Source organism: Eubacterium sp. An3 (genome assembly GCF_002159465.1).
GTDB lineage: Bacteria > Bacillota > Clostridia > Lachnospirales > Lachnospiraceae > Anaerobutyricum > Anaerobutyricum stercoris.
In genome coordinates this window covers 152,716-176,093 of sequence record NZ_NFIR01000002.1, presented here as the reverse complement: position 1 = coordinate 176,093, position 23,378 = coordinate 152,716, and the positions used below count along the sequence as shown (strand labels likewise).

General features: G+C 45.9%; 23 protein-coding genes. 20 read left to right on the top strand and 3 right to left on the bottom strand.

Annotated elements, in window-relative coordinates:
- Positions 1 to 108 precede the first annotated feature (108 nt).
- The gene (locus B5F87_RS03190; protein ID WP_087276666.1) at positions 109 to 798 is read left to right on the top strand and encodes a cyclase family protein; all 690 of its coding nucleotides are present in this window, start codon (positions 109 to 111) and stop codon (positions 796 to 798) included.
- A 53-nt stretch (positions 799 to 851) separates the two neighbouring features.
- Here B5F87_RS03190 and B5F87_RS03185 read toward each other — a convergent pair whose 3' ends face one another.
- Positions 852 to 1,511, bottom strand: coding sequence for a GntR family transcriptional regulator (locus B5F87_RS03185; protein WP_087276663.1), 660 nt, complete (start codon positions 1,509 to 1,511; stop codon positions 852 to 854).
- Between the two features lie 386 nt (positions 1,512 to 1,897).
- Here B5F87_RS03185 and B5F87_RS03180 point away from each other — a divergent pair, with 386 nt between their 5' ends.
- From B5F87_RS03180 to B5F87_RS03110, 15 genes are all read left to right on the top strand, one after another.
- A complete protein-coding gene (locus B5F87_RS03180; RefSeq protein WP_087276661.1) occupies positions 1,898 to 3,988 on the top strand; it encodes a polyribonucleotide nucleotidyltransferase in 2,091 nt (696 codons plus the stop codon).
- Positions 3,989 to 4,082: 94 nt separating this feature from the next.
- Positions 4,083 to 4,580 carry a transcriptional regulator NrdR gene (nrdR, locus tag B5F87_RS03175; RefSeq protein ID WP_087276659.1) on the top strand — a complete coding sequence of 166 codons (498 nt, stop codon included), beginning with the start codon at positions 4,083 to 4,085 and terminating at the stop codon, positions 4,578 to 4,580.
- A 134-nt stretch (positions 4,581 to 4,714) separates the two neighbouring features.
- A complete protein-coding gene (locus B5F87_RS03170; RefSeq protein ID WP_087276656.1) occupies positions 4,715 to 6,292 on the top strand; it encodes a YifB family Mg chelatase-like AAA ATPase in 1,578 nt (525 codons plus the stop codon).
- A 90-nt stretch (positions 6,293 to 6,382) separates the two neighbouring features.
- Entirely contained in the window at positions 6,383 to 7,531 is a 1,149-nt protein-coding gene (gene dprA / locus B5F87_RS03165; protein WP_087276653.1) for a DNA-processing protein DprA, read from the top strand.
- A gap of 164 nt (positions 7,532 to 7,695) precedes the next feature.
- Entirely contained in the window at positions 7,696 to 9,768 is a 2,073-nt protein-coding gene (gene topA, locus B5F87_RS03160; protein WP_087276651.1) for a type I DNA topoisomerase, read from the top strand.
- A gap of 258 nt (positions 9,769 to 10,026) precedes the next feature.
- Positions 10,027 to 10,797 (top strand): GTP-sensing pleiotropic transcriptional regulator CodY, encoded by a 771-nt coding sequence (gene codY / locus B5F87_RS03155; protein ID WP_087276648.1) that lies wholly within the window; start codon positions 10,027 to 10,029, stop codon positions 10,795 to 10,797.
- 61 nt (positions 10,798 to 10,858) lie between these two features.
- Complete coding sequence (locus B5F87_RS03150; RefSeq protein ID WP_087276645.1) at positions 10,859 to 12,646, top strand: DUF262 domain-containing protein; 1,788 nt, start codon at positions 10,859 to 10,861, stop codon at positions 12,644 to 12,646.
- A 429-nt stretch (positions 12,647 to 13,075) separates the two neighbouring features.
- Positions 13,076 to 13,807, top strand: a complete 732-nt coding sequence (gene rpsB, locus B5F87_RS03145) for a 30S ribosomal protein S2 (RefSeq protein WP_087276642.1) — start codon at positions 13,076 to 13,078, stop codon at positions 13,805 to 13,807.
- A gap of 171 nt (positions 13,808 to 13,978) precedes the next feature.
- Positions 13,979 to 14,911, top strand: a complete 933-nt coding sequence (gene tsf, locus B5F87_RS03140) for a translation elongation factor Ts (RefSeq protein ID WP_087276638.1) — start codon at positions 13,979 to 13,981, stop codon at positions 14,909 to 14,911.
- 175 nt (positions 14,912 to 15,086) lie between these two features.
- Positions 15,087 to 15,425 (top strand): nucleotidyltransferase domain-containing protein, encoded by a 339-nt coding sequence (locus B5F87_RS03135; RefSeq protein ID WP_087276635.1) that lies wholly within the window; start codon positions 15,087 to 15,089, stop codon positions 15,423 to 15,425.
- Positions 15,415 to 15,834 (top strand): HEPN domain-containing protein, encoded by a 420-nt coding sequence (locus tag B5F87_RS03130; protein ID WP_087276632.1) that lies wholly within the window; start codon positions 15,415 to 15,417, stop codon positions 15,832 to 15,834. The genes B5F87_RS03135 and B5F87_RS03130 overlap by 11 nt, the downstream gene beginning before the upstream one ends.
- A gap of 86 nt (positions 15,835 to 15,920) precedes the next feature.
- Entirely contained in the window at positions 15,921 to 16,160 is a 240-nt protein-coding gene (locus B5F87_RS03125; protein WP_087276629.1) for an aspartate dehydrogenase, read from the top strand.
- A 193-nt stretch (positions 16,161 to 16,353) separates the two neighbouring features.
- Positions 16,354 to 16,860, top strand: coding sequence for a hypothetical protein (locus B5F87_RS03120; protein ID WP_087276625.1), 507 nt, complete (start codon positions 16,354 to 16,356; stop codon positions 16,858 to 16,860).
- A 157-nt stretch (positions 16,861 to 17,017) separates the two neighbouring features.
- Positions 17,018 to 17,734: a response regulator transcription factor gene (locus tag B5F87_RS03115; RefSeq protein ID WP_087276622.1), complete on the top strand. Its 717-nt coding sequence runs from the start codon at positions 17,018 to 17,020 to the stop codon at positions 17,732 to 17,734.
- Entirely contained in the window at positions 17,715 to 19,013 is a 1,299-nt protein-coding gene (locus tag B5F87_RS03110; RefSeq protein ID WP_242964233.1) for a HAMP domain-containing sensor histidine kinase, read from the top strand. Before B5F87_RS03115 ends, B5F87_RS03110 begins: the two co-directional genes overlap by 20 nt.
- Here the strand turns inward: B5F87_RS03110 and B5F87_RS03105 are convergent.
- Entirely contained in the window at positions 19,010 to 20,380 is a 1,371-nt protein-coding gene (locus B5F87_RS03105; RefSeq protein ID WP_087276616.1) for an MATE family efflux transporter, read from the bottom strand. The two genes, B5F87_RS03110 and B5F87_RS03105, sit on opposite strands and share 4 nt — an antisense overlap.
- 17 nt (positions 20,381 to 20,397) lie before the next feature.
- A complete protein-coding gene (locus tag B5F87_RS03100) occupies positions 20,398 to 20,730 on the bottom strand; it encodes a helix-turn-helix domain-containing protein (protein WP_087276613.1) in 333 nt (110 codons plus the stop codon).
- A 245-nt stretch (positions 20,731 to 20,975) separates the two neighbouring features.
- Between B5F87_RS03100 and B5F87_RS03095 the strand changes: the two genes are divergently transcribed.
- From B5F87_RS03095 to B5F87_RS21660, 4 genes are read left to right on the top strand one after another with little or no spacing between them, the layout of a single operon-like run.
- Positions 20,976 to 21,557 carry a nitroreductase family protein gene (locus B5F87_RS03095; RefSeq protein WP_087276611.1) on the top strand — a complete coding sequence of 194 codons (582 nt, stop codon included), beginning with the start codon at positions 20,976 to 20,978 and terminating at the stop codon, positions 21,555 to 21,557.
- Positions 21,554 to 21,721, top strand: coding sequence for a 4Fe-4S binding protein (locus B5F87_RS03090; protein WP_343215721.1), 168 nt, complete (start codon positions 21,554 to 21,556; stop codon positions 21,719 to 21,721). The genes B5F87_RS03095 and B5F87_RS03090 overlap by 4 nt, the downstream gene beginning before the upstream one ends.
- 15 nt (positions 21,722 to 21,736) lie before the next feature.
- The gene (locus B5F87_RS21665) at positions 21,737 to 22,375 is read left to right on the top strand and encodes an ABC transporter permease (RefSeq protein WP_087276604.1); all 639 of its coding nucleotides are present in this window, start codon (positions 21,737 to 21,739) and stop codon (positions 22,373 to 22,375) included.
- Between the two features lie 45 nt (positions 22,376 to 22,420).
- On the top strand, positions 22,421 to 23,377 hold the full coding sequence (locus B5F87_RS21660) for a glycine betaine ABC transporter substrate-binding protein (protein ID WP_087276601.1): 957 nt from the start codon (positions 22,421 to 22,423) through the stop codon (positions 23,375 to 23,377).
- Position 23,378 lies beyond the last annotated feature (1 nt).

Below are 23,378 nucleotides of genomic sequence, written 5' to 3'. Positions count from 1 at the left end.
GTGCTGCCGGCGGCAGAACCGCAGAAAAGGGACTGGAAGATGAGTCTGCCGGCTGCATAATAAAGTACACAAGTCAAATATCGAACGATTGAGAAGGAGGTTTTTGTTATGTTTATGTTTTTATCACATCCACTGGATCCGGAGGGTTACGCGTGGCCGGGTGAGCCTGTTGTCAAAGTAAAACAGTGTACGGATGTTTCCGATGACTGTCCGTTCTGCAGCTTCATATCCGAAGTGCCGAATCACTGCGGCACACATATGGATGCTCCGAGACATTTTGTGAAGGACGGTCTCAGCATCAACGAGCTGCCGATTGAGTATTTCTGCCATACGGAGGTGGCGCTGCTGGAGATTCCGAAGGGACCGGCAGAAGGTATCTATAAAGAAGATCTGGAGCCATTTGCAGATACTTTATCCAAAGTATCTTTTGCGCTGATCCGCACCGGCATGGAGAAATACCGCGATACCGATCAGAACATTTACCAGAACGAAGGCGTTTACATTGCGCCGAGCGCCGGCGATTATCTGACAGAGGAATTCCCGAACCTTAAGGGAGTCGGAATGGATTTCCTGGCCATCGGCTCCGCTTCTTCCAAATGCCCGGAAGGCGAGCTGCCGCCGGATTGTCACAGACATATGCTTGGTTACTATACAGGCAAGTTTGTGACCGGCGTGGAGGATATGCATTTATCCGAGATTCCGAAAGGAGCAAAGATCACAAGATTCTTTAACGCTCCGCTTCGCATCAAGGGGCTGGATTCCAGTCAGGTAGTCTGCATTGCAGAGATTGAAGATTGATCATCAAAAAAAGAATTATAAAACAGCGGTTCGCATAGCGGCCGCTGTTTTTTTTAGGATTCCAGAAGTTTGAGATTGATATTCTGAGCGGTGGTCAGGTGGTGCTCCACCATATTTTCCAGACCGTTCATATCATGTTCCCGGAGCATCCGGAGAAATGCTTCATGTTCTGTGATAGTTTCTTCCATACGTCCCTCTCTGGAGAAGGAGGTGACATTCAGCCAGAAGATCCGGTACATAAACCGGCGGTAAATTTCCAGCATGGATTCATTGCCCACGTATTGGACAAGACTGCGGTGAAATTCATAATCTTTTCTGCCGAAATCTTCAGTTGAGCAGGTGGTTTCAGTAATCTCCTTCTGGCTGTCAACTTTGGAAGAGAGCTTTTTATAATACTGTTGTCCCCGGTCCGTGTGAAGGTTTTGGGAAAGCTGTTTGAAACAGTAGACTTCGATGGCGTTTCGGATCTGATAAGTTTCGATAATGTCTTCCCTTGTCATTTTGTGGAGAATAAATCCTTTGCTGGGAAGAATGTCAAGATAACGTTCCTGTTCAAGACGCAGCACGGCGTCCCGGAAAGGCGTCCGGGAAAATCCTGATTCTTTTGCCAGCTGATTTAGAGAATATATGGTATCAGGCTGAAGTTCTCCTTTTTTGATGTGTTCAATGAGATAATCGTATGCCTGTGTTTGTAATAATTGCGTTTCTTTCATGGCAGTACCTCGAATTATTTTTAATATCAGATTATTTGTCAGATTGCTTGTCCGGAATATTTTATAATGATTGTATGATAAAATGAAATCTCCGGGTTGTCAATGAAGAGAACAATGAGAACCGGAATAAAATAAAAAGGGATATAATAGAAAAAAAGTCTGGTATTCTTCTGCGCGGTGTGATAAAATAAGCAAGATTAGGCAATAGTAATAATAATATAGCAGACAAACAATGGGAAGTGCGTGACCGGGACTTCTGAAAAGCACATTGGTGAACAGTGTATTTTTCAGTTGTTTCGGAGCCTTCCCAATGATGCGTGGATACGGGCAGTGTTTTTTAACCTTCCCGTATTATGTTTGTCATAATGGATTTAGGAGGTATCAGAATGATAAAACAGTTTTCCATGGAACTGGCAGGAAGAACTCTGTCGGTCGAGATCGGAAGAGTTGCCGCTCAGGCCAACGGCGCGGCATTTATGCATTACGGAGATACGGTGGTACTGTCTACGGCCACTGCATCCGATAAGCCGAGAGAAGGAATTGATTTCTTCCCTCTGAGCGTGGAGTTTGAGGAGAAAATGTACTCTGTCGGAAAGATTCCGGGAGGATTTAATAAGAGAGAAGGAAAGGCGTCCGAGCATGCTGTGCTCACATCCCGTGTCATTGACCGTCCGATGCGTCCGCTTTTCCCGAAGGATTACAGAAATGACGTAACTTTAAATAACCTGGTGATGTCTGTGGATCCGGACTGTTCACCGGAGGTGACAGCGATGCTCGGTTCTTCCATTGCCACCTGTATTTCCGACATCCCGTTTGACGGACCGATCGCAGCCACACAGATGGGACTCATTGATGGAGAGTTCATCGTGAACCCGACAGCGGATCAGCAGCAGGTATCCGACCTGGCGCTGACCGTTGCATCCACCGCAGAGAAGGTTATCATGATCGAGGCGGGCGCCAACGAGGTGCCGGAGGATGTGATGATCGACGCTATTTTTAAGGCTCATGAGGTCAACAAAGAGATTATCGCATTTATTCAGAAGATCGTTGATGAGTGCGGTAAAGAGAAACATGACTATGAGCATGTGGACACACCGGAAGAACTGTGGAACGACATGGTGGAGTTCATTACACCGGAAGCCATGGAAGAAGCGGTATTTACCGATGTGAAGCAGGTGCGTGAAGAAAACATCCGCCAGATTGAGGAGAAACTGGAAGAAAGATATGCGGAAGAGCATGAAGACTGGCTGCCGCTGATCGGCGACGCTGTGTACAAGTTCCAGAAAAAGACTGTCCGCAAAATGATCTTAAAAGATCACAAACGTCCGGACGGCAGAGCGATCGACGAGATCCGCCCGCTGTCCGCAGAGATCGACATTCTGCCTAGAGTACACGGTTCCGGTATGTTCAAGAGAGGACAGACACAGATCATGACGATCACAACACTGGCGCCGTTATCCGAAGTACAGAAGGTGGATGGCATAGATGTAAATGTAACATCCAAGAGATATATGCATCATTATAATTTCCCTAGCTATTCTGTGGGCGAGACCAAGCCGAGCCGAGGACCGGGACGCCGGGAGATCGGACATGGCGCTCTGGCAGAGCGGGCGCTGGTACCGGTGCTGCCAAGCGAGGATGAGTTCCCGTACGCAATCCGTACCGTATCCGAGACACTGGAATCCAACGGTTCCACTTCACAGGCCAGCGTGTGTGCCTCCACCCTGTCTCTGATGGCAGCTGGTGTTCCGATTAAGAAACCGGTAGCTGGTATCTCCACAGGTCTTGTGACCGGAGATACTGATGACGATTATCTGATCCTTACAGATATTCAGGGGCTGGAAGACTTTTTTGGAGACATGGATTTCAAGGTTGCCGGAACTCATGATGGTATCACTGCCATCCAGATGGATATCAAGATTCACGGCCTGACGCCGGACATCATCAAAGGAGCCATCACAAAGGCAAAGGCTGCAAGAGAGTACATTCTTACTGAGGTTATGGAGCCGGTAATCGCCGAGCCAAGACCGGAGGTTGGTAAATACGCGCCTAAGATTCAGCAGATGCATGTGGAGCCGGATAAGATCAGCGAGATCATCGGCAAACAGGGCAAGACTATCAACGGCATCATTGATGAGACCGGCGTGAAGATTGATATCAACGATGACGGAAGAGTGGATATCTGCGGCGTGGAACAGGATATGATTCATAAGGCTATGGAGCTGATTCGTCTTATTGTGGAGCCGGTAGAGGTCGGAGCTATCTATGAAGGTGAAGTTGTGAGAATCATGAATTTCGGTGCATTTGTACAGCTTGCTCCGAACAAAGACGGACTGATTCATATTTCCAAATTATCCAGAGACAGAGTAAATAAAGTAGAAGATGTGGTCAATATCGGTGACAAGGTGAGAGTAAAAGTTCTCGAGATCGACAAGATGGGCAGAATCAACCTGGCACTGAGAGAGAAATTAAGCTGATTGGTTCCTTTTCCCAGTGCAGTGCTTTTCCCGTTTTCAGGAACGCGCACTGCACTGACCGGGATACATAAGATACAGCCAGGGAGGAACATGTATGAAATGTCCATTTTGCGGTATGGATAACACCCGCGTGATTGATTCCAGACCTGCGGATGACAATGCGTCCATCCGGAGAAGAAGACAGTGTGATGAATGTGGGAAACGTTTTACCACATACGAAAAGGTAGAGATCATTCCTCTCACTGTCATAAAGAAGGACAGGAGCCGGGAGCCATATGACAGGAGCAAGATCATGGCCGGCGTTCTTCGTGCCTGCCACAAGCGGCCGATTCCTGTGGAGAAGATAGAAGAGACTGTCAATAAGATCGAGAATGACATTTTCAATCTGGAGTATAAGGAGATTGAAAGCAAGGTTATCGGCGAGATTGTCATGGAACGGCTCAAATCACTGGAGCAGGTGGCATATGTTCGATTTGCATCGGTTTACAGGGAGTTCAAAGATGTTAATACATTTATGAATGAACTGAAAAAGATGCTGGATTCCAGCAGCGATGCCGGCGGACAGGGAGAGTCAGAAATAAAAGGCGTGTAAAGCATAAAACATTAAAAAACTTCGGTATGAGCAATACCGGAGTTTTTTTAGAATATAAAATGTAAAATAATGTAAAATACACTTGAAAATGTAAAAATAATATGTTAAAATCTGGAAAAGTCAGGAGGTGAAACATGGTAGCAGAAGTTTTAAGCGGTATGGTACAGGGCGTACATGGAGAGATCATTACAGTACAGGCAGATGTTAGTGACGGTCTTCCGGTTTTTGGTCTGACCGGACATCTGTCTTCTGAAGTGAAGGAGGCAAAGGAACGAGTTCGCACTGCCCTGAAGAATACAGGCTGCCATCTTCCTCCTAGACGTGTCTCAGTGAATCTTGCGCCGGCAGACGTGAGAAAAAGCGGTACCTGCTATGATATGGCCATCGCCGTCGGCATTATGACAGCCATGGGACTGATACCGCAAAGTGCTGTCAGAGGAATTGTATTTCTGGGCGAGCTGGCTCTTGACGGTATGCTGTCGCCTGTTACGGGTGTGCTCGCTATCCTGAGGACTGCGCAGGAAGCGGGATACCATACCTGTGTAGTTCCTCCGGCCAATGTGCAGGAGGCGTCTCTCCTGCCGGAGATGAGGGTTCTGGGTTTTGCCAATTTAAAAGAAGTGACCGCCTTTTTGAGGGGGACGGCAGAGGATGAATATTCCGAAAGAAAAATCGTAACCTGTGTTAAAGATGTGGGGAAAACAATAAGAGCGGCGGGACGTCCGGACGGAGGGGCCGGGTATCCTGATTTATCGGAGGTAAAAGGACAGCGTATGGCTAAGAGAGCGCTGGAGATTGCTGTGGCCGGATATCACAATCTGTTTCTGGACGGGCCGCCCGGAGCGGGCAAGTCCATGCTGGCGTCATGCACGCCGGGGATTATGCCGGGAATGACCAGAGAAGAGATGATAGACGCTACCATGGTATACAGTGTGAAAGGGTTGCTGCGGGAAGGTTTTTCTCTGGTGGAGAACAGACCTTTCCGGGCTCCGTCTTCTTCTGTCACCATGGCCGGAATGTTCGGAGGAGGAAAGAATCCGAGCCCCGGGGAAGTGACTCTGGCACATCATGGGGTATTATTCCTGGATGAGTTTCCGGAATTTAAAAGAGAATTAATTGAGATGTTCCGGGTAGTGCTGGAAGATCATCAGGTCAGACAGATCAGAAATGGTAAAACGGTGACATTTCCGGCGGATTTTATTTTTATTGCCGCGGCCAATCCCTGCCCGTGCGGATATTTTCCTGACCGAAGATACTGCCATTGCAGTCCGAGGGAGATCTTTCATTATCAGAATCGTCTGAGCGGGCCCATTCTGGATCGTCTGGATCTTTTTGTGCGCTGTGACAAAATGTCTTATGAGACGATGACGGAGGAGAAAGAAGGAGAAACTTCAGCGATGGTCCGGGAAAGAGTCCGGGAGGTATGGGGACTGCAAAAGGAACGTTTTAAATCAGGCGGAAGTAATTTTAACGGACGTATGACGCCGAAAGAAGTGAAAAAATACTGCGTGCTGGATGAGAATTCACGGAAGCTGATGAAAGAAGTATTTGACCGTCTGCGGCTGACCGGCCGCTCATACAACCGTATTCTCAAAGTGGGAAGAACAATCGCTGATATGGAAGGCTCCGCCCGGATCAGGGAAGAACATCTGCGGGAGGCGCTGATGTTCCGCCGGACTGCGCCTTTTGGGCAAGATCCGGATACGCCGTAGCATCGTAGAGCGTTCCGCACGGAGGTATTTTGCGGCAGAGTGATACCGCGGGACGCAGGGGCGTCGGGTGAGAATGGTCGGGGGGCAGATATGAGCGATAAAGAGACAGATTATAAAGTGGAAGAAAACAACGCGTTTTTCTGGTATTGGTTTGTGAACATATCCGGAGTAGGCAGTGTGTCCAGAAAGAAGCTGCTGGACCGCTTTATCCATCCGGCAGTCCTGTATCATGCGGGAAAGAGAGAGTACGAAGATATCCTGAGTCCAAAGCAGTGCGTATATTTACAAAACTCCCGCAATACATATAGGATAAATCAGTCGATGCAGAAGTTGGAGACTTCCGGCGTGCATTTTGTGCATTGGGAATCTCCGGAGTATCCCCGGAAGTTCAGGCAGCTGTTTGATCCTCCGTATGGCATATATGTCAAAGGAAGGCTTCCGGCAGAGGATATGCCGGTGCTTGGCATGGTGGGATCCCGGGCGGCGACTCCCTACGGTCTTCATATGGCGCAGAGCTTCGCGGAGTCATTGGCGCTGCAGGGCATCCAGATCGTCAGCGGTCTGGCAGCGGGAATTGATGCTGCAAGCCACAGAGGAGCACTTCGGGCCGGAGGATACACTCTTGGAATTCTGGGCGGAGGCATCGATAGTATGTATCCCCGGGAGAATTTTTCTTTATATATGCAAATGTATGAAAGAGGAGGTGTGCTGTCAGAATATAATCTCGGCGTTCCCAACAGTCCGGGATTGTTTCCGCTCAGGAATCGTCTGATCAGTGGAATCGCGGACGGAGTATTTGTGCTGGAGGCAGGAGAAAAAAGCGGTTCTTTTATCACCATAGACCAGGCACTGGAACAAGGGAAAGAGGTGTTCGCAATGCCGGGGAGAGTTTCGGATCCGCTGAGCGCCGGATGCAACAGACTCATCGCGGAAGGAGCCTCTCTGGTACAGTGTCCCGAAGACATTGCCGGTCAGTTACTTGCCAAGTATGCAAAATCTGAGAAAAAGAATGGAAAAGAACAGGTAAAGTTTGCAAAAGAACGGGCAGCGTGTCTTTTGGAAGATCCGGAACAGCAGCGAATCTATGAACTTCTGGATGCAAAAAATCCGACAAGTTTTAATGAACTTTTAGAGAAAAGCGGGTATAATTTTGTAAAATTGCAGTATATTTTATTGGAAATGGAGATTTCTCAGTATATTTATCAGCCGTCACAGAACACTTATCTGAGAAAATTTTAAAAATTTTTTTCTTGCGAACCCATGTGAAATGGTGTATTATTGATAATTGTTTTACAGGACAAGGCTTTTTATCAGAATAATATAGCAAAATATTTGTCCTGGAATATGAGGTTAAGAGTTTTTTTATGCCATCTATCTATATATAAGTTGGGAGTGTATTGTAAATGGCAAGCAAGTTAGTGATTGTGGAATCACCTGCAAAGGCAAAAACGATTCAGAAGTTTTTGGGAAAAAGTTATAAGGTCATTGCCTCCAACGGACATGTCCGTGATCTTCCCAAAAGTTCTATGGGAATTGATTTTGATAATGATTATGAACCGAAATATATAACAATCCGGGGGAAGGGAGAGATTCTGGCTCAACTTCGCAAGGAAGTGAAAAAGGCAGATAAAGTTTATCTCGCAACGGACCCGGACCGGGAAGGCGAAGCGATTTCCTGGCATCTTTATAACGCTCTGAAGCTGGAAGGAAAAAAATGCAGCCGGATTACTTTCAATGAGATCACGAAGGATGCGGTGAAGAGATCGATTAAGAATTCCCGGGATATTGATATGAACCTGGTGGATGCGCAGCAGGCGCGGCGCGTGCTGGACCGTATTGTGGGTTATAAGATCAGCCCGATTCTCTGGTCAAAGATTAAGAGAGGACTGAGCGCCGGACGTGTGCAGTCAGTGGCGCTGCGTATCATATCTGACCGCGAAAAAGAGATTAATGAGTTTATTCCGGAAGAATACTGGAGCATAGATGCGGATCTGCAGGTGGAAGGCGTGAAAAAACCGCTGGAAGCGCATTTTACAGGCGACAAAGATGGTAAAATCGAACTCCGCAGCAAAGAAGATGTGGAGCGTATCACAAAAGAACTGGAAGGATGCCGCTATGAAGTTCTGGGTATCAAGCGCGGGGAGCGGAGGAAAAAACCGCCGCTGCCATTTACTACCAGTACCCTGCAGCAGGAAGCTTCCAAGAAGCTGAATATGTCTACGCAGAAGACCATGCGTCTGGCGCAGGAGCTCTATGAAGGCGTTTCTCTGAAAGGCCGCGGGACCATCGGTCTCATTACTTATCTTCGTACAGACTCCACCAGAATATCCGAGGAAGCGGATGCAGCCTGCCAGGAGTATATCAGAACCCGGTACGGAGAAGATTTTGTGGGAAACGGCACTGCCAGGAAGACGGGAGCCGGCAAGATTCAGGATGCTCATGAAGCCATCCGGCCTACGGACAGCAGCCTGTCGCCGTCGGATTTGAAAGAAGAGTTGTCCAGAGATCTGTATCGTCTGTATAATCTGATCTGGACCCGCTTTATTGCCAGCCGCATGTCAGAGGCTGTATATGAGACCGTCTCTGTGAAGATCGGAGCCGGCGACTATCGTTTCAGCGTGTCGGGCGCACGGATTAAGTTCGACGGTTTTATGACGGTATATCATTATGATGATGAGAAGTCCACGCTGGACACCGCCCTCAAAAAGATCAGCGAGGATTCAGAGCTTACGTTAAAAGAACTGAAACCACAGCAGCATTTCACACAGCCGCCGGGACATTTTACCGAGGCCAGTCTCGTTAAGACTCTGGAAGAGCTGGGAATAGGACGCCCGAGTACCTATTCGCCTACTATTACTACGCTTCTTGCCAGAAGATATATTGTGAAGGAAAATAAAAATCTTTACATGACGGAGCTTGGCGAAGCGGTCAACGAACTGACTGTGAAAGGTTTTCCTTCTATTGTAAATGTGAATTTTACAGCCAATATGGAGTCGCTTCTCGATGGAGTGGAGGAAGGAAAAGTAAAGTGGAAAACCATCGTGGAAAACTTCTACCCGGATCTCAATGATGCTGTGGAAGCGGCCGAGAAGGAACTGGCGGAAGTGGAAATTGCCGATGAAGTCAGCGATGAGGTCTGTGAAGAGTGCGGCAGAAACATGGTGATCAAATACGGACCGCACGGTAAGTTCCTGGCCTGCCCGGGATTTCCGGAATGTAAGAATACGAAGCCATACTACGAGAAGATTGGCGTTGCCTGCCCGAAATGCGGCAAGGATATTGTGCTGAAGAAGACTAAGAAGGGCAGAAAATATTATGGTTGTATTGATAATCCGGAGTGCGATTTCATGAGCTGGCAGAAGCCGTCAAAGATACCATGTAAAGAATGCGGCGGTCTTATGGTGGAAAAAGGCAAAAAACTTGTGTGTATGAATCCGGAGTGCGGATATGTGACCGATAAGCCGGATGAGGAATAGACAGCAGCTGCCGGATGTGCGGAAAAGACAAGCTGGCAGATACCATAGGATAAGCAGAGTCTGCTATCAGACAGGGATCATCTGCAGTTATGGAAATAACATAGCTGCAGATGTTTTTTTATGTTTGTCTGAAATATTTTAATAATTGGATGGATTAATAAATTCTTAAATTTTTAGATAATATCGTTGTGATTGTGCGGTAGATGTGTTAAAATAATTTTTAATGAAGAATTGTCAGTTAATAATATGGAGGTTTCTATGAGTGTCCAATTGCTTGATAAAACGAGAAAAATTAACAAACTGCTGCACAACAACAATTCACACAAAGTAGTATTTAATGACATCTGTGAAGTTCTCAGCGAGATTCTTTTATCGAACGTTCTGGTCATCAGCAAGAAAGGAAAGGTTCTTGGAATTAAGGACAGAGCAGATATTGAGACGATCAATGAACTCATTAATAATGAAGTGGGTGAATATATCGACCCTCTGTTAAATGAGAGGCTCCTCGGAGTTTTATCGACAAAAGAAAATGTGAATCTGGAAACACTGGGTTTTGAATTTTCAGACATTTCCGAGTATCAGGCAATTATTACTCCGATCGATATTGCCGGCGAGAGACTTGGAACTGTTTTCATGTATCGAAAAGAGAAACATTATGAGATTGACGATATCATTCTGGTGGAATATGGCACCACGGTGGTAGGGCTTGAGATGATGCGTTCTGTCAATGAAGAAAATGCGGAGGAGACAAGGAAGGTCTCCATCGTAAAATCGGCAATTTCCACCCTGTCTTTTTCAGAGCTGGAGGCTATTCAGCACATTTTCGATGAGCTGGACGGGGAAGAAGGCATCCTGGTGGCCAGCAAAATTGCCGACCGGGTGGGGATCACCAGGTCTGTCATTGTCAATGCTCTCCGGAAGTTTGAGAGTGCCGGAGTGATAGAGTCCCGCTCTTCCGGCATGAAAGGAACCTATATCAAGGTACTCAACGATGTTGTATTTGACGAACTGAAGAAAATGAAACATTAGATTTGCACCCTGCATATATGAATAACAGAGAAAGGCTACGATAGGATAAAGGAGTAACATCATGGCGGATAATTATAAGATAACCCAGTATTCAGTCAGTACAATTTTAGGATATGTTGAGAATTCTCAGATTGCCATTCCGGAAATTCAAAGACCATTTGTCTGGAAGGGGCAGGAGGTCAGAGATTTGATCGACTCCCTGTATGAAGGATATCCCATCGGGTATCTGATTGTATGGCAGAATTCTCAGGTCAGAATCCGCGGATTTGGTAAAGGCGGAACGAAAAAAATCCTCATAGACGGCCAGCAGAGAGTGACGGCGCTGATGGCGGCTCTTCTGGGCAGGGAAGTACTGGACTCCCAGTACAGATCTCACCGGATCAAGATCGCATTTTATCCTCTGGCGCAGCCGGGAGAGGAAAAGTTTGCGGTCAGCGACGCCTCCTATGAGGATAAGCCGGGATGGATTCCGGACATCTCCGTTTTATTCCGGAGAGATTTTTCCTTCCGTAAATTTGAAAAAGAATATAAAGAAAAGAATCCGGATCTGGACACTTCCCTTCTGGAAGCTGCCATAGACCGGTTAAAAGGAATTGTCAAACATCAGGTTGGCGTCATAGAACTGTCCTTCCTGCTGGACATTGATGTGGTATCGGAGATATTTATCCGCATTAATCTGCAGGGCAAGCCGCTCAATCAGGAAGATTTCGCCATGTCAAAGATATCTGTCAATGAGCAGTATGACGGAGATCTTATCAGAAACTGCATCGATTATTTCTGTCATCTTATAAAAGAGCCATCCTTTATGACGATTCTCAAAGCAAATGAAAAGGAATTTATGGAGACAGAATACGGCAGACTGCTGGGATGGCTGCAGGAAGGGGAGGAATTGCTCTATGTTCCTTCTTATTCTGATGTGCTGAAGGTCGTACTTATTGCTGGATTCGGAAAGAGCAAGATCGGCGATCTGGTCAATCTGTTGTCCGGCAAGACGAAAGATAAGACCTTCGCCAGAGGAGAGGTTTCCCAGAAAGTGGCGAAGGAAGCCTTTGAGACGCTGGGACGGGGAGTCAGAGCTTTCGTCAGCGAAGAGAATTATAAAGGTTTTCTGAAAGCTCTCCGCAGAGCGGGATATACCAGCGAGCGGCTGTTGTATTCCCAGGCGGTGTTGAATTACTGTTATGCCATGTATCTTCTCATGGATATGGAGGGACTTCCTTCCGATAAGAAAGAAAGTCTTATGGGCCGGTGGATGACCATGTGCCTGATCACCGGGCATTACCAGAGTACGCCGGATACGGTTGTCATGAAAGATTACAAGGAGATCAGGGAAGCCGGCATGGAAAGCTATCTGCGCCAGATTGAAGAGCTTCGTCTCGGCGAAGAATTCTTTGCTTCGGTTCTTCCGGAAAAATTTACTTCCACCACGGCACGGACGGCACCATATCTTGCTTATCTGGCAGCGCAGACAGCTTCCGGCACTCTTTCCCTTTACAGCGGGGAGAATACGGTGGGCGGACTTTACGCCGCTAAAGCGGAAGCATACCAGATTCTGCCGAAGGCTTATCTGGAAAAATGTGGTTTCAAGACCAGAGAGACCTATGGACAGGTGGCGAATCTGACATACATTTCCAAAGAAGTGAAAGCAATCGTCAGGAGAAAGTCTCCGGCCGATTACAGAGAAGAACTGGAAAAACAGCTTTCCGCAGAGGAGATTCAGGCGTCCCTGGCTGCCAACGATATTCCGGAGAATATTTTTGACGCGGATGCCGGCAGCGTGCCGGAGATTCTGGCGGAGAGAAGAAGAAAAATGGCCCGGAAGATTCAGAACCATTATTATTCTTTATAGAAACCAACAAAACAATAGAATTCAACAAGATGATATATACAGACAGCGGAATCCTGAAAAAGGAGACCGCTGTTATATATTATAGGAGATTCCTATAATATATAACGCCCTCCGGGCGGGATGCGCACTCGCGCGAAATAGAACTTTGTCGCTAAAGCGACCGCGCTCGGCGCGAGAGTTCTGACAAGCAGAACTCTTTATTCCGGGAATGCTCCGGCGGTGTACAAATTTTCTGCAATAATTTAAACGGAACTTCTTGCCAAGGGAGTTTTTGTATGCTATACTACCTTCGGTAAAAAAGTAACAGTCATGCCGTGACTTTTGCGGCAGGATAAAACACACGTTATCGGATTCTGTCGGTCGGTGTGCCTTTCGGGGTGGCTGAGGAATATGAAGATGACGGAAGACAAACAAAAAAGGAGAATTGACATGAGTGTAATTTCAATGAAACAGTTACTCGAAGCAGGTGTTCATTTCGGACATCAGACAAGAAGATGGAACCCTAAAATGGCTCCGTACATTTACACAGAGCGTAACGGCATCTACATCATCGACCTTCAGAAGTCTGTAGGTAAAGTAGACGAAGCTTATAACGCGATCAGAGACTGTGTGGCAAACGGAGGAAAGATTCTTTTCGTTGGTACAAAGAAACAGGCACAGGATTCTATCAAGAACGAGTCTGAGAGATGTGGAATGTTCTACGTAAACCAGAGATGGTTAGGTGGTATGCTCACTAACTTCAAGACCATCCAGAGCCGTGTTGCCCGCTTAAAGAAGATCGAGGAGATGGCAGAGGACGGAACTTTTGAAGTACTTCCTAAGAAAGAAGTTATCCAGCTCAAGAGAGAGCAGGAGAAGCTTGAGAAGAACCTGGGCGGTATCAAAGAGATGCAGGATATTCCTGATATGATCTTCGTTGTTGACCCAAGAAAAGAAAGAATCTGTATTCAGGAAGCACATACTCTTGGTATTCCTTTAGTTGGTATCTGTGATACAAACTGCGATCCTGAAGAACTGGATTACGTGATCCCAGGAAACGACGATGCAATCCGTGCAGTCAAATTAATCGTTTCCAAGATGGCTGACGCAGTAATCGAAGGCAATCAGGGACAGGATGCAGAAGTTGCAGAAGAAGAGGAAGCTGTAGAAGAAGAAGCTTAATTCTGACCGCAGTTCCATACGCCTCAGCCTGCATCTCGCAGGCCGGGGCATTTTTGTGTGATATGTAACCTGCGCATTCCCGGTAACAGGCCCCTGCCTTCTGGCAGTGTCGGGGCAGCCGTCGGGAATACCGGACACAAAAAATGATTTGATAATTTTGGAGGAATGAAAATGGCTATTACAGCAAAACAGGTAAAAGAATTACGTGAAATGACAGGTGCCGGAATGATGGACTGTAAGAAAGCTCTTACAGCTACAGAAGGCGATTTTGATAAAGCGATTGAGTTCTTAAGAGAAAAAGGTCTTGCTACTGCTGAGAAGAAAGCAGGAAGAATTGCTGCAGAGGGTATCGTAAAAGTTCTCGTTTCCGAGGACGGAAACAAAGCTGTCGCTGTTGAGGTAAACGCTGAGACAGACTTCGTTGCAAAGAACGAGAAGTTCCAGGCATACGTTGGACAGGTTGCTGAGCAGGCAATGGACACAACAGCTGCAGATCTGGACGCTTTCCTCGCTGAAACATGGAAGTTTGACGAGACAAAGACTGTAAAAGAAGCGCTGGCCGGACAGATCGCTATCATCGGCGAGAACATGAACATCCGCAGATATGAGCAGGTAAAAGAGGACGCCGGATTCGTGGCTTCCTACACTCACATGGGCGGCAAGATCGGTGTTCTTGTTGACGTTGTAACTGACGTTGTCAACGACGAGATCAAAGAGATGGCAAAAAATGTCTGCATGCAGGTTGCAGCTTTAAAACCGAAATACACAAGCAGAGCCGAAGTTGATCAGGACTATCTTGCAAAAGAAGAAGAGATCTTAATGGCAGCTGCAAGAAACGAGAAACCGGACGCCAACGACAAGATCATCAGCGGTATGGTAAAAGGCCGTCTCAACAAAGAGTTAAAAGAGATCTGCCTGCTTGACCAGGTATATGTAAAAGCAGAAGACGGAAAACAGAGCGTAGGCAAATACGTAGAAGAAGTTGCCAAAGCAAACAATGCAAAAGTCATCATCAAAGGATTTGTCCGCATGGAGACAGGCGAAGGAATCGAGAAAAAACAGGAAGACTTCGCAGCAGAAGTTGCAGCTCAGATGGGACTGTAATCCGAAATCTATAGTATTGTTTTGAACAATAGACCCTTACAGGTAGTGGTTTTACACTGCTTGTAAGGGTTTTTATATTTTCAGAAAAAATGTAGCGGAGAATAAAGTCTGGTTGATTTTACTCTGTGGAATGGATATACTATAATTAGGAAGAGCAACAGAAAGGAGGGGGAGTATGTCCAGGATTTTAGATGAAATATTGAAAAAATATGTGGAAGATGTGCGCGAAATTTATGGAGAAAATTTGAGAACGATAATATTATATGGTTCTTATGCGCGAGGCGATTTCAAACCGGATTCAGATATTGATCTTATGATTCTGGTAGATTTATCAGATGATGAGATAAAACGTAAAGGGCACGTACTTTCTGACCTGACTTTTGATTATAATTTCGATAACAATCTGGAGATTATGCCTATTGTGAAGAATCTGGATCATTTTAATAAATGGATCAGGGCGTATCCATTCTATAATAATGTTAAGAATGAAGGAGTAGAATTATATGCAGCATAATTTGGACGATATTGGCGGTGCCAGAGAATTAGCTTGGCATAGAATCAATGTAGCAAAAGACGATTTGGAGGCCGCAGAGATGAATTTTGAGGGAGGACATTACAGATCCTCAAACAACAGAGCATATTATGCTATTTTCAGAGCAATTTCAGCATGCCTTGCATTGGAGTTTAAAGCATATAAGCAGCACGCTCAGGTAATTGGAAATTTTAATAAAGATTTTGTCCATACTGGTGTGTTTCCAAAGGAAATTAGCAGAAAAATCAGCAGAGCACAGGAAGTGCGTCATGCCAGTGACTATGATGACTTTTATATCGTGTCAATAGAGGATGCGAGGGAACAATTGGGAACAGCCAAAGAGGTGGTAGCGTTAGTTGAACAATATCTGAAAGCATTGGATGAAGAATAAGATTGTTGATAAAGTATTTATAGTCCCTTGAAAATTCCGTAAAACGGATGTTTTCAAGGGCTTTTTAGACAGAAAGGAGCCATCTTATGTTTCTATTCAAAAAGAATGTAAAAAATAACGCAAAAAATGTCAGCAAAAAGACCTACAACAAAGAAACCCAGAAGCCTGTCCTGAAATGCAGCATCTGCAACGGCGAGCAGGTGGCGGGATTCCAGGACATACACACGGGAAAGTTCGAGGAAGTGATGTTCATCAGGAATCCGGCGGATCTGGCGGATTTCAGAGAACAGTATGGCGTTGAGGGTGATATTAAAAAGATATACTGATGGACCGGAGGGCTATCTTCAGATTCCTTTAGATTTCATTTATGAACATTTCAGATTTCTCTGCGATAATAAGGTCATCAAAGATAATTACTTTGAAATACATCAAAAGGAGGTTTGGAGTAACTGGAATTATCCTGGTGAAACAAAAAAACATTCTTTATTGAAAGGACTTTATTGAAAGGAGAATATGACAATGACAGACAGAGAAATGAAGAAAACAACAAGAGGTTTTATTAAAAAAGGATTAGTATTTTGCGTAGTTGGCGTGATGGCTCTCAGCATGGTTGCCTGCAGCGGACATAAGAAAAAAGCAGCGGGAAGCGAGTCCAAGACAAAAACAGAGGCGACTCAGAATAAAACCGGAAATCAATCCGGATCTTCCAAAGTAACACCGAAATCCGGAACGACACAGTCTGCCGGCACCGGAACGACGGCGGCGTCAGGAAAAAGCGGAAGTCAGGCGACAACTGCGGATTCCGGCAAAAATACAACCGCAGCTTCCGGCAGCACCCAGAATGCAAAAGCCGGCAGCGCAGCTCAGGGAACTGACAATGGAAAAGCGGCAGTAAAAAAGAATCAGAACAGTACAGCGAAAAAAAATAAGAAGAAATCCAGTTCCAAAAAGAATACAAAAAGCGGCAAAAAAAGTACCAAAAGTACAAAGAAAAAAACAACTGGAACGAAGAAATCAACAAGATAACAATTACAGGAAAGGGTAAGACGAAAGAGGGAAAATGAGCTGTGCAGGAATGTACAGCTCATTTTCTTAATATTCTAAGAATTCTGTAATAAATTTTCCGCCAAAACACGGTATACTGATATAATAAACAAAAGAACCTGCAAAAAGGAGTAAAAATATGAAGAAAGAACAAGTATTGATTGTGGAAGATGATGCAGATATCAGAGAGGGTGTGCGGATTCTTTTGGAAAGTGAAAATTATGTGGTGCATGAGGCGGAAAATGGGACGAAAGGTCTGGAAATCTTGGATGAAAATACGGATCTGGTCATTCTGGATGTTATGATGCCGGGAATGTCAGGTCTTCGTACCTGCGAGGAAATTCGGAAAATATCCAATGTACCGATTTTGTTTTTGACGGCAAAAGCTCAGGAGTCGGACAAACTCATCGGCCTTATGGCAGGAGGAGATGACTATCTTACAAAACCCTTTTCCTATGCGGAGCTTCTGGGAAGAGTAAAAGCGCTGGTGCGCCGGTACCGGACCTACATGGGAAAATATGCGCCGGAGACAGAGGAGGAAGAGCCATATCTGGAAATAGGAGGGATTCGGATTCATAAAACCTTCAATGAAGTCTTCGTGGATGGTGTGGAAAAAAATATGACAGATATCGAATATAATATTTTGCTTCTGCTGATGCGCCATCCGGGAAAGATTTTTTCTGCGCAGAATCTTTACGAGAGTGTGTGGGAGGAACCGTATTTTTATTCCTGCAACAGTACTGTTATGGTGCATATCCGGAAGCTCAGAGTGAAAATAGAGAAAGATCCGAAATATCCGCAATATGTTAAAACCGTGTGGGGAAAGGGGTATAAATTTGACGCAGGAAATAAATAAAGGAAATTCTATCTATGTGCAGCTTCTGCGCCTGCTTATCGTTTCAGCCGTTATTTCCGCACTGCTTTTCAGAGCGCTTGATCTGGCCGGAATGTACTTCCTGGACAAGTCTTTGTATAATGTGGAATATCAGGAGAAAAAGGACAGACATTACATTGAAGAGCTTCAGAATTACATAGACAGGGAAGATCTGTCCACAGATGATACATCGGTCATCTCAGAGTGGGTCCGGGAGCAGAAAATTTTGTCGATTGATATATATAAAGATGGAATCCTTATTTTTAATTCAGACTACCCGGACCAGGAAGTGTGGGAAGAAGAAATAGCTCTCAGCGATTATGAGGTCAGCTACGAAGTAGAATTTGCAGACGGCATGACGCAGGTCATTATTCTGGGTGCATATGGATATCAATTTTATAATTATGTATTTATTGCCAATCTCTTTGTTTCTTTTGCCGTTTTTTTATGCCTGGTGCTGCTCGGAATACGAAAAAAAATGCATTATATTTCAAGGCTCAGTGAAGATATCGAGATACTGGAAGGAGGAAGTCTTGATTATGCGGTGACGGTGAAGGGAAGAGATGAACTGGCTGTTTTGGCGGCGGGGATTGACTCCATGCGCAGATCGTTTCTTGAAATGCGCGAAAAAGAAGCGCGGATGGTCAGAGAGAACCAGAGAATCGTGACAGAGATGTCGCATGATCTCCGGACGCCTGTGACGTCCATCATGCTTTATGCGGAGATACTGAAAAAAGAAACGGATGAGGAAAGGCAAAAAAAATATATTGAGATCATTGAGAAAAAAGCGTACCGCATGAAACAGCTTACGGATAATCTGTTCGAATATTCGCTTGTAACCGGAGAGGATGAAATTGAACTGGGACAGCCGGAATCCTTTGAGACATTATTTTATGACTTGTTTTCAGAAACCTGCAGTTATCTGGAGAAGAAGGGATTTCAGGTGGATTGTCAGATGGAATGGCCTGACAAAAGGATTCAGATTTCAGAAAATTATATGATGAGAATTATGGATAATATTACTTCCAATCTTATTAAATATGCAGACGCATCCTCTGCACTCAGGATATGTACTGTCGAAAAAACGAATGCGGTGGGCTTTACCGTTGAAAACCATATTCGAAGCGGTGCCGATAAAACGGAAAGCACGGGAATCGGTATACAAAATATAAAAAATATGATGTCAAAGATGGATGGAGATTGTACCGCGGAAACAGCAGGAGGCATATTCCGCCTGACTCTGCTGTTCCCGGTCGTTTAGCTTCGGGAAGAAGACCTGGAGGAAAGTTCCGGGAGAACTGTGAGCAGCATGGTGATAAAGCAGGCGCAGCCGCCCAGAAGATTTGAGATCGGTTCTGCCCAGAACACGCCGTCAGTTCCAAGTCCGTGAATCCCCGGAAGAAGGATCGTTAGAGGGACAACAATGATCGCCTTTCGGAGAAGGGAGAAAAAGGTGGCGTACTTAGATTTGCCGAGCGCCACGAATACACTCTGTCCGCTGAACTGCAGCGCCATGAAACAAAAACCAAAAAAATAAATATGGAGAGCGGGGATGCCTTGTGCCAGCAAATCCGGGCTGTCGTTGAACAGACGAATAAAAAATGCCGGAAAAAGCTTCAGGATTCCCCACATGAAAAGCGTGTATGCAACGCAGACGGCGGTCATAAAGCCGATGGCCTGCCGCACCTTTTTGTAAGAGCCCTCGCCGTAGCAGAAACTGATGACCGGAGAGGCGCCGTTGGTAAAACCTTGCACAGGCATGGTGCAGATATCCCGAACAGAATTTAATACTGTCATTACCCCCACATACAAGTCTCCTCCGTACACATGGAGAGTCTTGTTGCAGACGATTTGTACAAGGCTGTTGGTAAATGCCATGAAAAAACCGGAAATACCAAGAGCAATGATTTTTTTCACTTTGGTCATCTGCAGACGCAGGGCAGTTCTTTTCAGATGAAGAACTGCCCTTTTTCCCGTGAGAAAACGGAGAACCCAGAGTGCGGAGCAAAGCTGAGACAAAACGGTGGCGACAGCGGCTCCTGAAACGCCCATATGGAAGACAAAGATAAACAGCGGATCCAGGATAATATTTAATACTGCGCCGATCAGAATGGTGAGCATGCCCATACTTCCAAATCCCTGACAGTTGATAAAAGGATTCATACCCACTGAAATCATTACGAAAACGGTGCCGAGCAGATAAATCCGTATGTATTCCTGCGCGTAAGGAAATGTAATGTCACTGGCGCCGAAAAGATAGAGCACAGGACGGTAAAAGAGCAGTCCGATGACCGTCAGAATTATTCCGGTCCATACCAGCAACGTAAAAGAATTACCCATGAAGAGTTCTGCCTCGTGGTCATCGCCCTTTCCGCGTTCCATGGCGCACAGCGGAGAACCCCCGTTTCCATAAAGATAGGTGAAAGCTGAGACAAGAGTAATAAGCGGAAAGCAGAGCCCCACGCCGGTGAGAGCGATGGTTCCGGTACCTGGAATTTTGCCTATGTAAATACGATCCACGACATTATACAGAAGATTAAGAAGCTGTGCAAAGATCATAGGCACGGCCACCTCGCAGATATTTCTGTATACATTTCCTTTTGAAAAATCTGTCTGATGAGACTTCATCACATTTCCTTCTTTCCTCAGTCTGTTTCAAGACTTGCTTTATAATTCGTTCCCCATTGTTCCATGGCGTCAAGGATCGGTTTCATGGACTCTCCCAATTCTGAAAGACTGTACTCGACCCGGGGCGGAACTTCCGGATAAACGGTACGGATAATGATGCCATCTTCTTCCATGGAACGCAGGCTGTCCGTGAGAACTTTCTGGCTGATGCCTTCCAGATTTTTTTTCAATTCATTAAAGCGCCATGGGCGCATCCGAAGATTTCTTATAATTAAAAGTTTCCATTTACTTCCAATAAGCTGTACTGTAGTTGCCACCGGACATTCCGGCAATTCTTCTTTTGTCAGCATACGCTGTCACCTCTTTCTGCATTTTTATCCTTTAAAATATAGAAGGTTCGCACAATGCGATATTCCAAGGTCAGAATGATTTCCTTCGATGTAACATGTTTATTATAGTCAAATGCTCCTTCTTTTTCAAGGCGGACAGAAATGATATTTGCAATGGTTACGAAAAGGTAACTATGTAATAAAAAAGTGCGTACTTTTTTTCTGAAAATGCTTTCGTATAATAGAGATATAAAGGAGGACAGGAAATGAACAATATCGCGGGATTCAGAGTGGATCAGAAAAAATGTATTGGCTGCGGAGCGTGTGTAAAGGTTTGTCCGGGAGGACTGCTTTCCCTGGATGAACACAGAAAACCGTGTATTACCGGGGCGGATTCTTTTGGGTGGAATGGCTGCTGGAAATGCGAACATTGTCTGGCGGTCTGCCCCGGGGGAGCCATAGAGGTTCTTGGCAAAAAGCCGGAAAACAGTCTTTCTGTTCCGGATTATATGGAGACAGAACAAGTGATGAACACACTCATCGCGAACAGGCATTCCTGCCGGCGGTATCAGAACCGGGCTGTGGATTCTGCGGTCATCGAAGATATGCTTTGCCGACTGGGGAACGCACCCAATGGAGGCAATAAGCAGCAGGTGGAATTTACACTCATTGACGATGTAGAACAGATGAATGAATTCAGAAATCTGGCATATAAAGAAATGGAGCGGCTGGCTGAGAACGGCGTTTATCCGGAAGGATTCGACAAAAAAACTTATGAAGATATGAAGCGATGGGAGCAGAGCGTCCGGCCGGAGAAAAAGAAGCTCCGGTCAAAAAAGGTTTTGTGATTACGGAAACCTGTATCGGCTGTGGAAAATGCGCCAGAGTTTGCCCGCAGCAATGTGTGGAGCCGGGGACTCCGTACCGTATCGCGCAGGAGCATTGCCTGCACTGCGGACTCTGCTTTGAGAACTGTCCGGTCCTGGCCATAGAGCGGCGGAATGAAAAATGAAAAGAGGGATGAATTATGTTGACAGAAATCATTGATTTGATACAGAGCCGATGGGATTTCTTTCTGGGGCTTCTCGTGGAGCACATACAGATTTCGCTGCTGTCCATCGTCATCGCCATGGTCATTGGACTGACGATCGGCATTCTCATCAGCGAGTATCAGAAGAGCTCTAAAGTAGTCATCGGAATCGTGAATTTCATTTACACGATTCCGTCCATATCTCTATTGGGATTCCTGATTCCCCTTTCCGGAGTGGGAGACGCCACGGCGGTCATAGCATTGACGGTTTATGCCCTGCTGCCTATGGTCAGAAATACACACACAGGTCTTACCAATGTGAGCCCCCTTCTGCTGGAAGCGGCCATCGGCATGGGAAGCACGAAAATGCAGACGCTTATCAAAGTGAAACTGCCGCTCGCCATGCCGGTGATCATTTCCGGAATCCGGAGCATGGCGGTCATGACCATCGCCCTGGCCGGTATCGCTTCCTTCATTGGAGCCGGCGGTCTGGGCGTGGCTATTTATCGCGGAATTACCACCAATAATAAGGCGATGACGCTGGTGGGAAGTCTTCTTATTGCTGTGCTGGCTATCGCGGTGGATTTCCTCATCGGACGAATAGAAAAAATGGTGAAAAGACATGGACTGGCATGAAAAGAAGATTGATTTTTTGAACAGAAATGGAAAGAGGATATTAACATGAAAGGATATAACTTTGACGCAAAGTGTAATGAAAAGCCAGCTTCCGGAAAAAAGAGAGGAAGTAAAACATGGAAGAAGGGAGCAGCCGTGTTGCTGACTGCTGTACTTAGCACGGGTGCGCTCGCCGGCTGCGGGCAGAGCGGCCAGACGATTCACATGGCGACGAAACCCATGACGGAACAGTACATCATGGGGAGCATGATGAAAACTCTCATTGAACAGGACACAGATCTTACTGTGGAGGTGACGGAAGGCGTTGGCGGCGGCACAGCCAATATCCATCCCGCCATGGAGGAAGGGGAATTTGACTTTTACCCGGAATACACCGGAAGCGCCTGGAATGCGGTTCTGAAAGAAGAGAGCGTTTATGATGAGAGTATGTTCGATCAGCTGCAGGCGGGATATGACGAGATGGATATGACCTGGACAGGAATGCTTGGATTTAATAATACCTATGGCCTGGTGGTGGACAGCAGTATCGCGCAGCAATATAATCTGAAAACCTATTCGGATCTGGCGGCTGTGGCAGATCAGCTGGTATTCGGAGCCGAGTATGATTTCTTTGAGAGAGAAGACGGTTACGATGCACTTTGCGACACCTATGGTCTGAAGTTTAAGGATACCATGGATCTGGATATCGGTCTGAAATATGATGCTCTTTCCCAGAAAGAAATCGACGTAATGAACATTTTCACCACAGACGGGCAGCTTTCTGCAGCGGACGCCGTGGTCCTTGAGGATGATAAAGGGTTATATCCTTCTTATGTGTGTGGATTTGTAGTAAGAAATGAAGTTCTTGAGGAACATCCGGAACTGCAGCAGGTGTTCGATAAAGTGGAGAATCTGATCACCGATGCGGAGATGGCGGAGATGAACTATCAGGTGGAGACGGAAGGCCAGGAGCCGGAAGATGTCGCCAATGCATTTTTGCAGGAAAAAGGACTGCTGAAATAAC